This is a genomic window from Selenomonadales bacterium (assembly GCA_017442105.1).
Lineage (GTDB): Bacteria > Bacillota > Negativicutes > RGIG982 > RGIG982 > RGIG982.
This window is the reverse complement of sequence record JAFSAX010000120.1, coordinates 1-14,002: the sequence shown is the minus strand read 5'-3', so window position 1 is coordinate 14,002 and position 14,002 is coordinate 1. Positions and strand designations below refer to the sequence as shown.

Here is a 14,002-nt window from a genome sequence, read left to right as displayed (position 1 = left end):
TTTATCAAGATCTTTGATATCGAATCGAATCATACACGGTCTGCCATGCGGACACGTATACGGCATCGTCGTTTCACTCAATTCATTTAAAAGTATCTGCATCTGACGCATCGTCATCGTTTCACCGGCTTTGACTGCCGCACGACATGCCGCTATCTGCAAGCCGTGATGACGAAGTTCTCTTGCACTCGGTTCGTGCATATTGCGATATGCCATGAGCATCTCACGAATGATAGCTTCCGCTTCATCGCTCGGCACATCGGCAGGCATCTCTTTCAACCGGAAAGTCTGCGGTCCGATCAGATCGAGCGAAAAACCGAGATTCATAAAGATCGCTTCATTCTCGGAAATAATTTCACACTCATCTTCCGTAAATTCCATGATCTGCGGAATAAGCAGTTGCTGCGACGGTACAGAGTCGGCCGCCGCCGCAAAACGATCATACAATATTCTTTCATGCGCAGCATGCTGATCGACCAAGAACAATCCGTTGTCGTTCTGTGCCACGATATAACAGTCATATACTTGCCCCATCGGATAGAATCGCTCGCACCGTTCTTCCTGTACGGGCAGTTCTTGCACGATAGCCTGCGGAAGGGGCTGTTCTTTCATCGCATATGCCGTACTGAGCGGCATCGTAGGCTCACTCGTCTCCCACGGTGCGTTCATCTCTGCCACACGCTGAGATTCGTATACTGCCGACGAACGCGGTGTATACGTTACAGAGCTCGGTTTACTTGGCACGCTCGGCATACTCGTTGCATTCGACACACCGAAATCAAGACGCGGATATTCTTCGCGCTGTTTCGGCGGTTGCGGAATATACGCTTGATAACGTGGTTTCTCTACATCGGAGGCAATATCGCCACCACGCGCCACATTCGTCAACACTTCGGTAACGGCATGATATACGAGCCGATACAGTTTACTTTCATCAGCAAATTTTACCTCACTTTTCTGCGGATGTACGTTGATATCGACATCTTCCGTCGGCAACGTCAATTCCAATACGACCATCGGAAATCCGCTCTTAGGCAAAAGTGAGTGATACGCATTGTCGATAGCTTTTGCCAAGAAACGGCTGTTGATCGTACGTCCGTTGACAAGAAATGTCTGCCATTGACGGTTGCTCTTGAGTACAGCAGGTTTTGCAAGATATCCGCGCACCGTCACGCCGTCTTCTGTCTTATCGATCGGTAAAATCTCTTCTGCGACCTTCGCCCCATAAAGACTGCCGATCGTGTCAAATAACTTGTTCGTCCCCGGCGTCGATACGAGCATCTTCTGATTCGCGATCAATTTAAACGCGATCTCGGGATGCGATAAAGATAATTTCGTTACGATATAATTGATATTCGTCGTTTCTGTCTGCGGTTTTTTGAGGAATTTTTTTCGTGCAGGTGTATTGAAGAACAGATCTTCCACCGTTATCGTCGTACCTAATCCACAGCCCGCATCTTCCGTGCGAAGCATCGTACCACCTTCGATAACGATCTCCGTTCCAAGAGCGTTGCCCTCTTGCCTTGTCTGAAGCGTGAATCTCGATACAGCACTGATCGAAGCTAGTGCCTCACCGCGAAATCCGAGCGACAATACCTGCGTCAAATCATCGGCACAGCGAATCTTGCTCGTCGCATGGCGAAGTACCGCAAGCTGTGCATCTTCGCGCGTCATGCCTTTTCCGTTATCGCTGACGCGGATCAGCTCTTCACCACCGCCCGCTACTTCTATCGTAATTTCGGTCGCTCCTGCATCGATCGCATTCTCGACCAATTCTTTGACAACAGAAGAAGGTCGTTCCACAACTTCCCCTGCCGCTATTTTGTTGATCGTCTGTTCATCCAAAACTTGAATCAAAGACGCCATATTCTATCACCCCCGCTGCGCTTGTTTTTGCAACTTGTACAGCTCATTCAACGCCTCTATCGGCGTAATTGCATGAATATCGATTTTTAACAGATCGTCAACAATCGGCGATGCGAACATCGACATCTGCATACTTTCTTCTTTCGGCGCGGCAACCGCAAGCGGTGCGCCTTTTTCTTTTTCAAGTCGTTCCAAGATATTCTGCGCATTCTCGATAACGGCTTTCGGCAGGCCTGCCAATTTTGCTACGTGAATACCATAGCTTTTATCCGTTCCGCCCGCCACGATACGACGCAAGAATACCACATCGGAACCGCGTTCTTTGACGGCGATCGAATAATTGCGAATCGTAGGATACGCATCTGCCAAGTCGGTCAGCTCGTGATAATGCGTCGCAAACATCGTACAAGCCTTGATCTTATGATGGATATACTCGATAACGGCACGCGCAATGCTCATTCCGTCGAACGTACTCGTTCCGCGCCCGATCTCATCGAGAATGATAAAGCTGTGCTTCGTAGCATGCTTCAATATCTGCGCGACTTCGTTCATCTCCATCATGAACGTGCTCTGCCCCGTCGACAAGTCATCGCTTGCACCGACACGTGTAAAAATGCGGTCGACAGGCGTAATGGCAGCCTGTCTTGCAGGGATAAAACTACCCATCTGTGCCATCAGGATAAGAAGTGCCGTCTGGCGCATATATGTCGATTTCCCTGCCATATTCGGCCCCGTAATGACCATGATCTCATTGTCTGTATGATTAAGTTCCGCATCATTCGGAACAAAGAGTTCATCTTTTAAAAGTCGCTCGATAACAGGATGTCGTCCGTCACGTATCGTGATCTCACCGGTCGTTACGATATCGGGACGCTTGTATCCGTATCGCTCTGCCACTTCGGTAAGCGATGCGATCGTATCAAGCACAGCTACGACCTCCGCACTTTTTTGCATCGATACGATACGCTGTTTGATCGTTTCGCGAAGCTCTGTAAAAAGATGATATTCAAGCGATACGATCTTCTCGTGCGCGCCGAGTATCTTATTTTCAAAATCTTTCAATTCGGGAATAATGTATCGCTCTGCATTGGCAAGCGTCTGTTTACGCACATATGTAACAGGTACCGAAGCACTGTTCGAATGTGTCACTTCGATATAATAACCAAACACCTTGTTATAGCCGACTTTGAGCGACTTGATGCCCGTTTCTTCTTTTTGTCGTTGCTCAAACTCACTGATCCAAGCCTTACTGTCACGCGCAATAATACGAAGCTCGTCAAGCTCTTGACAATAACCTTCTTTTATCATACCGCCGTCACGAAGCGAGATGGGAGGTTCCTCATGGATAGCGCGTTCGAGAAGTGCCGTAATATCCGCATGTGTTTCAAGCTGACGATAAAGTCGCTTCAAGAGCGGTACATTTGAATCGGCAAGGATCGCCTGCACCGTCGGAAGTGATGCCAACGATACCTTGAGCGCTAAAAGATCGCGCGCATTCGCCGACCCGACTTCAATACGCGTCAAGATACGCTCGAAATCGTATATCTGTTTGAGCGCATCAAGCAAGTTTTCACGCAAGATCGGTGCCGTCAACAATTCTTCGATGGCATCTTGTCGTTCGATAATACGCACGCGATTCATCAACGGATATTCCAACCATTTTTTGAGCATACGTTTGCCCATCGCTGTTTTTGTATGATCGAGCGCACCATAGAGTGTTTCTTTTTTACCGCCGTCTTTCATATTGCGTGTTACTTCGAGATTGCGAAGTGTAAACGTATCAAGAATCAAATATTCCGACGCATCGAGATGCGTCAGGCGATTCATATGTGCAATATCTGTCTTGATATTGTCTTTTAAATATGCAAGAAGCGTATCGATCGCAATGCAAGCACTCTCATCTTGCGGCCACTCATCTTCGCCGAATCGTTCTCTGAGCGCAGACAAGTCGCTGTCCGCACGCTCTTTCACCGTAAACAAACATTGCTTGGAACGCTGTTTCAAATATCGCTCCACGTCTTCGTTGCCGACCCACTCACCAAGACTGATGACCTCAGACGGCATAAAGCGATAAAGCTGATTGTGAAGATCGGTCAGTGCACCCGCACCTTCATAGATCGACCAAAGACATTCTCCTGTTGATACGTCCGATGCCGCAACGGCTATCTTGCCTGTCGTCGAGCCGACGATAACAACAAGGTAGTTGTTTCCACTGTCCGTCAACATCGAATCGGACAGGACTGTCCCCGGAGAGATGATCTTGATGACTTCACGCTTTACGATCCCTTTGACCGCTTTCGGATCCTCTGTCTGTTCACAGATAGCTATCTTATATCCTTTTTGCACCAATCTCGCAATATAGTTTTCTGCCGCATGATACGGCACACCACACATCGGAACACGCGTACCGTTACCGCCTTCACGGCTTGTCAGCGTGATCTCAAGTTCCTGCGATGCCAACAGCGCATCATCGAAAAACATCTCATAAAAATCGCCCAGACGGAAAAATAAAATCTCATCGGGATGCTGATTTTTGATCTCCAAGTATTGCATCATCATCGGTGTCTGTGCTTTTTTCATATCATCAGCCCCGTTCCTGTAACGTCCCTTTTAACAGCCAAGTCTGTGCCACATCGACACGCACATTGACCAAGTCACCGACTTTTTCCGTACCAACATACGGCCACAAAATAATTTTATTTCCTGTCGTTCTTCCCGTCCAAGTCTGTTCGTCCGACTTACTCGGTCCTTCTACCATGACTTCGACTATGCGACCGACATACGCTTGATTCAATTCCAAGCTATTTTCATTTTGCATATCCATCAACTTCTGCAGACGTGCTTTTTTTACCTTGATATCGACTTGTTCGTCCATCTCTGCGGCAGGCGTGCCCGACCGTTTCGAATAGAGGAACGTATATGCCGCATCGTAGCGCATCTCTTTGACGAACGCAAGCGTTTCCTCAAACAGCTCGTCCGTTTCACCCGGGAAACCGACGATCAAATCTGTCGTCAACGTCGCATTCGGATTCGCTTCACGGATACGTCTGACAAGATCGCGATAATATTCCGTCGTATATCCGCGGTTCATACGTTTGAGAAGAATATCACTGCCCGCCTGTACTGGCAAATGGAAATGATCGCACACCTTCTCGCAATCACGTACTGCGTCGATAACACGCTGGCTCATATCGCGCGGATGCGACGTCATGTAGCGGATACGTTCGATCCCTTTTATCTCATTTACTGCACGCAACAGATCGGCAAAATCACCCTCATCCGTGCCCTTGCCGTACGAATTGACATTCTGACCAAGAAGCGTGACCTCACGGCAGCCTTCTTGTGCCAAGCCTTCGATCTCCGCACAAATTTCAGCGATCGTACGACTGCGCTCACGACCGCGTACATACGGCACGATACAATACGTGCAGAAATTATTACAGCCGTACATAATAGGTACCCATGCCGTCATACCTTGCTTGCGCACCGTCGGTACATGATCCGACTCAGTATTGATGATATCGTCCGTAGCCAAGATATGTTTACGTTCTTCACCTATCTGTGCGATAATATTCGGTACATCATGAAGGTTGTTCGGTCCGACGACAAAATCAATATGCGGTGCACGTTTAAACAGCGCCTTCTGATTTTTTTGCGCCATACAACCGCACACGCCAACGATGAGCGACGGTTTATTGCGTTTCAAGCCTTTCAACTCACCGATCTTACCATATATTTTCAGTTCCGCACTCTCACGAACACAGCACGTATTGAGAAGAATCGCATCAGCATCCTCCATAACAGTCGTTTCTTCATAGCCGATCTTCTGCAAAAGTCCGCCCAATCGCTGTGAATCGTTTTCGTTCATTTGGCAACCATACGTCAAAATCAAATATTTTTTCATAGTCCCCATCCTTATCTATGTTGATGATCGTTTTATCGTATCTTATCAAATCGCAGACTGCTTCTTAAAATAAAAAAGCATTTCATTTTATTGTATCAAGAATTGGCTCTTATGAAAAGAACTTTCTTCTATATTGTCATTCTTATGAAGAAATCGTTACCTCATCTATGACTACGCCATCCATCTGTACTGCCCGTAACCGAAGCATATCATGCATGACCGTCATCGTCATATAAGTCGGCATATCGCATCTCTTTGCAACCTGATTCGCTCCATCACCCTGCACATCATATCCCGTGCCGTCACCACTAACACCTGCCGTAATTATCGTCATACCCTCGACTACCTTACGCGCATAGATATGATGATGCCCTGACAGCACCAATCGTACACCGTACTTTTGACAAACAGGCATCCACGCTATACCATGCTCTGTCAGCGTACCGTCCATCTCATAGAATGGCTTGTGGCACAAGACAACCTTCCACCGCGCACTTGACTGTGCCAGATCACGTTTTAGCCACACAGCCTGTCTACTTACCCAATCATTCTTCCATGCAGCCAACTCCTCCGCTTGCGTATCAAGCACCACATAATGCACATCGCCATAATCAAACGAATACGCATAGCCGTCAAGCTCTGCCTCATCGTTCTTCACCACAGGAAACAGCGCACGATACCAATGAGGGAGCGACATTTGCCAATCGGTCGCATAATCCTCATGGTTGCCGAGCGTCGGCGCGAACACACACGACAAAAACACCTCCTCTGCACCTGTCAGCCATCTCTCCCATTGATACCGCGCTGCGCCGCAATCGACCAAGTCGCCGAGATGCAAGCACAACTCTGCCGAAATCATCTCTCTTCTTGCCGCCTGTACGACCTCCTGCCATACGCGATAATCTCCACCGCATTGCGAATCGGTAAAAATAAATGCCGTATACCTGCCATCAGCCACACGAAAACGATGCCATACAGCATCCTCTCCGTTTACGACACAATACTCGTATTCCTCCCCTTGTACAAGACCATTGATCTCTGCCTGATAGCGAAAAAACACCTCATCCCCAACGACGCATCGCTCGCCCTCGGGGCACATCTCTCGCACAGCCGCATCTCCGTATCGCCGATATAAAAGCCTCGCCCGCTCATCAAGTACATCACTCTGCCATACGATAGTACGCACCGAATCATCTCTCCCCGCCATCTGCCGAATGGATCGCATCTCTCCGCTCCCATCAGCAAACACACATACACAGCATATACAACATATGATAACAGCCAGCATCATAGCCCACACAGTCTTATGCCACCCCATCAACAGCCACCTACCTTGTGATAAATAGCCTATCCGAAGCAACCGTAAAAAAATCGACAATAAAGAAAAAAGCATTTGACAATCGACTGTATATATTGTATTATATTTGTTGTGACATCGGGGCATGGCTCAGTTTGGTAGAGCACCTGGCTTGGGACCAGGGGGTCGCAGGTTCGAATCCTGCTGCTCCGACCAATCTTACATACGGTCCAGTAGCTCAGTTGGATAGAGCAACGGCCTTCTAAGCCGTGGGTCGGGAGTTCGAATCTCTCCTGGATCACCATTTGAATGCAAAAGACGTTTTTGAACCACTCAAAAACGTCTTTTTTTATTTCCCTTACACCGGTAAAGAAGGAAACTGCCTCTACATAATAGAAACTATGATATAACGATATCATCAAGGAGGGCGTATCATGATAACCACTACCACAGCAACTATCCAAGGTAAAGAGATCGTTGAATACAAAGGCCTCGTATTCGGCGAAGTCGTAGCAGGCGTCAACTTCATCAAAGATATCTTCTCCGGTCTGCGCGATGTATTCGGCGGACGCAGCGGTACTTACGAAGCCGAACTGGCAGAAGCACGCGAAGAAGCCATCAAAGAAATGATGCAGCGTGCCGAAAAGCTTGGTGCCAATGCCATCATCGGTATTGATATCGACTATGAAGTCATCGGTCAAAACAACGGCATGCTCATGGTAAGCGCATCGGGCACCGCCGTCATCGTAAAATAAGCACATACGGAAACGTAAAAGAGCATCGAAAAAACTCGATGCTCTTTGTTATATCATTTTTCCGGCCATGCCACACGATACAGTTCTTCTCCGACATCATGCAGTTGGAGCGGTACATGCTTGGGCGAATATGACGGATAACGCACAGTGTGTACTTTGCGGTCTGTTTCGTAATCGTAGATATCATGTTTTACTGTGACGATGGTCCGTGTGTCACGATAGATCTGATAGTCGGATATGAGATATTTCGCATCGCCTTTGGTTGCCATCAAGACAGTCATTTGACAAACGCCATTCTCTCTGGTAACGGTTGCCGTTTCATAGAAAAGGTCGCAGTCTGCTTCGATGCGTTCCCACTTCGTTTCATCGACTTGATAAGCACAGCAGACAGCTGACAGAGCGACCATCCATATCATTATCAATAAGCATATCTTTTTCATATTGCATCCTCGTTTCTGTTTGATATCTTCATTGTACAACAACGCGCCCGTATCTTGTCAACATCCATCCGAAAAGGTATTTTTCTTTGTTATGTCTAATAATATAAATCATTACCGAAAAAAGGATGTTACTCATGACACAAGATGATCTTTTCGCAGCTAAACGTCTTGCCCTCTTTGATAAGCGTGATACACTTATCAAAGAGCAGCATAATATAGAAGCATCTCTGTCCGCACAGACCGCTTCTTTAACCTCGCTTTGCAGTCAAATGACAGAGCTCGTACTCTCGGCAGAAGCGCGTGTCACCGAAAAGTCCGATGAGATCACAGCACTAAGAAATACGCTTCGGCAAGCGCAAGCAGACAACAAACGCCAACAAACGGAGATCGCTTCTCTCCGACGCGAGATAGCAACGCTGAAAAAAAGTACGTCTATCCCGCCAGCCGAAGACGATTCTCCGAGCAAACGTGTAAAATCGCTTCATCGTGCCGCGCAAAAACAGCGCAAAGATCAGTTTGCGCATCAACACGCACTCGAAGAGAAAATCAGCGAACTGACCACACTGCTGTCTGCCAAAGACAAGCAAATACAGGTACTCACAGCCAAATGGGAAGAATCGCAAACACGTTATCTTGCGTTGATGGAGCGTGAACGTACACAACAAGATGAACTTCTTCGCCTGCGACCCGCACCGTTTCCTTCCGAAGTCGTCGAGGATATAGAAGTACAAGACGATGTTCCCTCTACAGACCCACTTATCGCAGAGCTGAACCGCCTATCCCGTACGCTGACCGTCAGCGTCATCGGAGGCAGTCCCACGTGGCAGAAAAAGGCTGCTGAATCATTCCCGCATCTTCGTTTCCTCGGTAATCAGGATTTTGATGGTGCAAAACTAATGACGACCGATATCTTACTCGTCAATACGAATCACGTGTCACATGCCTGCACAAAAAAGGCAGTCGACCTAGCGACTACACAATCGGCAGAAATCTGCTACACGAGCAAACATAACCTTTTGCAAATAGCAGAACTTCTTTGCGAACGTATCAACAGCATATTGTCCGAATAATACAAAACCACCCTTTAAACGGGTGGTTTTGTATCTTTTTATATTCCATTTATCGCTCTAATCTAATGAATATATATTTCGCCAAACCCGCTTCCAGCAGCATCAACCAAACCAACATCTCAAATACAGCGTTGATATCAATAGTCTGTGCTACGAATCCCAATAAAGCAGGCCCTAAGATAACACCGATATAACCGATACAGCTGATCGATGCCACAGCATCACCGATTGGCATTGTTTTCTGATATTTTACCATAGAATATATGATTGGGATGATATTAGCACAGCCTATCCCTATCAGTGCAAACGATGTCCCACTCAAATAAATGCTGTCACTCCATGCCAATATGCTTACTCCAATCATCGCCAGAACACTGCCGCCTAAAAGGACTGTTTTCTCCCCAAGCATATGTACTATTTTATCGCCCAAAAGACGCATAAAGAGCGTTGCCGCCGAAAACAGAGCATAACCGATCCCGGCAAGAGAAATATCAATATGTTTTTCTTCCGCAAGAAAGATACCGCTCCAGTCCATGACTGCACCTTCCACAAGAAACAATATCCCCATGACGATACCGAATATGCTTATGATACCGCGAGGCATAACGAATGTTTTTTTCGTATTCTCACTCCGATACGTAAGCCATCCACGTCCATAGTATCCAACGATTGCCAATATAGCCAAAGAATGCAATATTGCGATCATCTCTACAGACATACCAAATGATGCCAGAAATGCAAAACATCCGACACCAGTCAAACAACCGATACTCCAGAACGCCTGCATACTGCTCAACAATCTTCGTTTAGCGGCGATCTCCACAACGACAGCATTGATATTCATCGTCACATCTGCAATTCCAAGCGCTGCACCAAATAACAATAGAACAATACCATATCCCAACACACTATCGAGGAAAGACAACGGCACAAGACTCACCCCTGACAGCACACCACCTGCGGCGATCACCGTTCGGCATCCGAACTGCCGAGCAAGCATCGACGATACTGGCATGACAACAAGTGCACTGACACCAATACATAAGAGCAGTATCCCCAGAATATCCGCATCTAGGTTCAGACGAGCTTTCACGATCGGTATCATCGGAGCCCAGGTAGACATGGCAAAACTCGGTATAAAAAACGCCATGCGTGCTGCCATGATCTCTTTGTTATTGACTGTGAATGGTACTGTTTTTTGGTTTTGATCCGTAACTATCATCTCCTTTCATAACAAGATTCACTTCATGAAACAAGGAAGCATTATCATGCTTCCTTGTTATTTCTTCGCCAAAAATAATAGAATACCCCTGTCATAGCTGCAACGAACGATGTAACGAAATACATCACAACATAGCTTGTTTCTTGTGCAACGATGCCCAAGCAGAAGGAACCGACCGCACTTCCGATATCGAACAGGATAAAGAATGTCGATGAAGCCGCCCCCGTTCTGCCGACAGGCGCATTTCGAATAACGAGCGCTTGCAGGCACGAAAAAAGCGTGCCATTTCCAAGTCCGATAAGCACACCGCTCCACAAGATATCTGCGCCCGTTTCTGCCATAGCAAGCATCGCCAGACCGATGGCCATAATGATAACAGACGGATATATAAGAATATCGGCATTGATGCGATCGAAGGCTCGTCCCACGAACGGTCGCGATATGAGTATGACAAACGCCGATACCAAGAAATAATATGCGGCATACGGCAAGAGCCCCAGTCCCTGCGCAAACAGCGTAATAAACGTCGCGATACCCGCAAAAGCAAACGTCGGACACATCCCAATGATACCAAGCGGTATTGTCGTTTTTTCAAACAACGTTCGAAGTGAAAGCGGTTGCTTTTCGCCTGCCTTTTTCCCATAGCACGAACGCATCAGAACCGCGAGCATCACGATAGCAAATGCCAACAGATCACACGCCAAAAACAGTGCGATAAAGCCGAACTTTTCAATGATAGACAGTGCCAAAAGCGGCCCAATAACGATACCGAGCGTCATACACATGGAGAAGTATCCAATGCCCTCGCCCGTTCGTTTGCGCGGGAGCGAGGTACTGACGGCTGTCAGCGTCGCTGTCGTCAGCGCACCAAATGCGATACCGTGAATGAATCGCAAGATGAAAAAAAGCGTAACATTCTCTATCACCGCATAGCACGTAAGCGGCAACAAAAACGAAACGGCAACCATCGCCAGTATCTTCTTCTGATCGTATACATCCATCCATCTACCAATGAAGGGGCGGATCATTACCGCCCCTATCATATACATTCCGATCACCAATCCGACTTGACTGTCCGACCCACCCAATACTTCTCCGACGAAGATCGGCAATGCCGTTATCAACAAAAAGTGAATGATAAATTGTAAAAAGTTACTGATGCAAAGCAGAACGTAGTTCCGCGTGATAAGTTCTTTCATTATCAAACCTTCCGATAAACGAAAATCCGATTACAATCTCTTCGCCGGGATCGGACCGCGCGACAACGCGATCGCACCTGTACGCGCGATCTCAATGATCTCATGGTCTTTCAATACGTTGCAGAGCGCATCGATCTTGCTCTGCTCACCCGTCAACTCAATGACCATCGTTTCACGATTGATATCGACGATCTTCGCACGGAAAATCTCAACGATATTCATAATATCCGTTCTCGTTGCAGGGCTTGCTTTAACCTTTATCATAACAAGTTCGCGTTGGATCGGATCGAATTTCGTCAAGTTGACGATCTTGATAATATCAATGAGCTTATTGAGCTGATTGACGACTTGATCTAATTCCAACTCATCGTTGACCGATACCACGATATTGATACGAGTAACGTCTTCTTCTTCCGTATAACCTGCGGCAATACTCTCGATATTGAATGCACGACGGCTGATAAGACCCGATACGTGCGTCAATACCCCCGGACGGTTGTCAACCAAAAGTGCTAACAAATACTTTTTCATTCTTCTGCCCCCAATACCATCTCATTCAACGGTTTGCCTGCGGCAACCATCGGCAGAACATTTTCTTTCGGCGGTACAACGACTTCCATCAAGACTGCGCCTTCAGTTGCAAACATACGATGGATCGCCGTATCCAACTCATCCTCCGTTGTAACGCGTATGCCGCTGATACCCATTGCATCTGCCAGCTTGATAAAATCGAGCTTCGTTTTAAACTGCGACTGCGAATAACGTTCACCGTAGAACATACGCTGCCATTGCGATACCATACCGAGCACACCGTTGTTGAGAAGAATGATCTTCACATCAATATTATTGTCAGCCGCTGTCGCAAGTTCTTGACAATTCATCATCAAACTGCCGTCACCCGTAAACAGAATGACTTGACGATGCGGTTGTGCCAATTTTGCACCAAGTGCGGCAGGCAAGCCATACCCCATCGTACCAAGACCGCCCGACGTCAAGAACGAACGCGAATGACGGAAATTATAGAACTGTGCTGTCCACATTTGATGCTGACCGACATCAGTTACGATGATCGCATCATCTTTTGCATAATCGCTGACCATCTCGATCACGTGCTGCGCAAGCAGCTCGCCGTCTTTGGCTTCGTATGTCAACGGATAGCGTTCTTTCATCTTCTCGAGATACGCACGCCACGGTAAGAGATGCGAACGCCAATCCTGTTTGATACGAAGAACTTTTTTGCAGAAGATCGGAAGTGTACGACGAATATCACCGCATACGCGATAATCAACGACTACGTTCTTGTTGATCTCTGCCGCATCAACATCAAAATGTATCTTCTTCGCTTTCGGTGCGAACTGTTCCACGATACCTGTTACACGGTCATCGAAACGCACACCGATACCGATCAAAAGATCGCTCTGCATAACAGCCATATTCGCCGTATATGTACCATGCATACCGACCATACCGAGATAACAATCCTCTTTGCTCGGCATGACACCCATCCCCATCAAACTGGAAACGACAGGGATACCTGTTTTCTTAACGAACGAACGAATCTCATCCGCCATATCGGCAAGTACGACACCGCCGCCGACAAAAATAATAGGTTTGCGTGCCATCTGCATTGCCTGCGAAGCGGCTTCGATCTCATCAGAATCACCAAGGAACAATCCTGTATATCCTTTGAGTTCTACCGATTCGGGATATTCATATTCAAGTTCTGCCGCAAACACATCTTTGGCCACGTCAATAACGACAGGACCGGGACGACCTGTCGATGCAATGAAGAACGCTTCCTTCAACACACGCGGCAAATCTTCGACGCGTTTGACCAGATAATTATGTTTAGTAATTGGTGTCGTAATACCGCTCATATCGGCTTCTTGGAACGAATCCTTACCGATAAGCGATGTACCGACCTGACCTGTAATACATACAAGAGGAATCGAATCCATATAAGCGGTCGCGATACCCGTGATCAAATTCGTCGCACCCGGACCGCTCGTTGCAAAACAAACACCGACTTTGCCCGTGATACGCGCATACCCATCGGCCGCATGAACAGCACCTTGCTCATGGCGTGTCAAAATATGCGGAAACTTCGATTTATAAACGGCATCATATAATGTTAATACGGCACCGCCGGGATATCCGAAAATATCCGTCACGCCCTGTTCGATCAGGACTTCCGACGCAATTTCTGCTCCGGTCAATAACATGTTATTTCTTCCTCCTTGCGAAGATTG

11 protein-coding genes and 2 tRNA genes are annotated in these 14,002 nt (G+C 47.2%); 4 read left to right on the top strand and 9 right to left on the bottom strand.

Going from position 1 to position 14,002, the window contains the following annotated elements; genetic code table 11:
* The 4 genes from mutL to IJN28_04690 all read right to left on the bottom strand — a co-directional run.
* On the bottom strand, positions 1-1,866 hold a 1,866-nt coding region (gene mutL / locus IJN28_04705), incomplete at its 3' end, for a DNA mismatch repair endonuclease MutL (GenBank protein MBQ6713068.1).
* Between the two features lie 6 nt (positions 1,867-1,872).
* Positions 1,873-4,446, bottom strand: a complete 2,574-nt coding sequence (mutS, locus tag IJN28_04700; GenBank protein ID MBQ6713067.1) for a DNA mismatch repair protein MutS — start codon at positions 4,444-4,446, stop codon at positions 1,873-1,875.
* A 4-nt stretch (positions 4,447-4,450) separates the two neighbouring features.
* A complete protein-coding gene (gene miaB, locus IJN28_04695) occupies positions 4,451-5,779 on the bottom strand; it encodes a tRNA (N6-isopentenyl adenosine(37)-C2)-methylthiotransferase MiaB (protein ID MBQ6713066.1) in 1,329 nt (442 codons plus the stop codon).
* 133 nt (positions 5,780-5,912) lie between these two features.
* A complete protein-coding gene (locus IJN28_04690; GenBank protein ID MBQ6713065.1) occupies positions 5,913-6,995 on the bottom strand; it encodes a metallophosphoesterase in 1,083 nt (360 codons plus the stop codon).
* Positions 6,996-7,206: 211 nt separating this feature from the next.
* Between IJN28_04690 and IJN28_04685 the strand changes: the two genes are divergently transcribed.
* The 3 genes from IJN28_04685 (at position 7,207) to IJN28_04675 (ending at position 7,822) form a co-directional block, all read left to right on the top strand.
* Positions 7,207-7,283, top strand: a tRNA-Pro gene (locus IJN28_04685).
* Positions 7,284-7,294: 11 nt separating this feature from the next.
* Positions 7,295-7,371: transfer RNA gene (locus tag IJN28_04680), tRNA-Arg, on the top strand.
* Between the two features lie 127 nt (positions 7,372-7,498).
* Entirely contained in the window at positions 7,499-7,822 is a 324-nt protein-coding gene (locus IJN28_04675) for a YbjQ family protein (GenBank protein ID MBQ6713064.1), read from the top strand.
* Positions 7,823-7,875: 53 nt separating this feature from the next.
* Here the strand turns inward: IJN28_04675 and IJN28_04670 are convergent, their stop codons facing one another.
* Positions 7,876-8,262, bottom strand: a complete 387-nt coding sequence (locus IJN28_04670) for a hypothetical protein (protein ID MBQ6713063.1) — start codon at positions 8,260-8,262, stop codon at positions 7,876-7,878.
* Between the two features lie 134 nt (positions 8,263-8,396).
* Here IJN28_04670 and IJN28_04665 point away from each other — a divergent pair, with 134 nt between their 5' ends.
* Positions 8,397-9,332, top strand: a complete 936-nt coding sequence (locus IJN28_04665; GenBank protein MBQ6713062.1) for a hypothetical protein — start codon at positions 8,397-8,399, stop codon at positions 9,330-9,332.
* Between the two features lie 49 nt (positions 9,333-9,381).
* Here IJN28_04665 and IJN28_04660 read toward each other — a convergent pair whose 3' ends face one another.
* The 4 genes from IJN28_04660 to ilvB are packed head-to-tail and all read right to left on the bottom strand — an operon-like array spanning position 9,382 to position 13,975.
* Positions 9,382-10,554: an MFS transporter gene (locus tag IJN28_04660; protein MBQ6713061.1), complete on the bottom strand. Its 1,173-nt coding sequence runs from the start codon at positions 10,552-10,554 to the stop codon at positions 9,382-9,384.
* Positions 10,555-10,598: 44 nt separating this feature from the next.
* Positions 10,599-11,753: an MFS transporter gene (locus tag IJN28_04655; GenBank protein MBQ6713060.1), complete on the bottom strand. Its 1,155-nt coding sequence runs from the start codon at positions 11,751-11,753 to the stop codon at positions 10,599-10,601.
* A 30-nt stretch (positions 11,754-11,783) separates the two neighbouring features.
* On the bottom strand, positions 11,784-12,284 hold the full coding sequence (gene ilvN / locus IJN28_04650) for an acetolactate synthase small subunit (GenBank protein ID MBQ6713059.1): 501 nt from the start codon (positions 12,282-12,284) through the stop codon (positions 11,784-11,786).
* Complete coding sequence (ilvB, locus tag IJN28_04645; GenBank protein ID MBQ6713058.1) at positions 12,281-13,975, bottom strand: biosynthetic-type acetolactate synthase large subunit; 1,695 nt, start codon at positions 13,973-13,975, stop codon at positions 12,281-12,283. The genes ilvN and ilvB overlap by 4 nt, the downstream gene beginning before the upstream one ends.
* Positions 13,976-14,002: the final 27 nt, after the last annotated feature.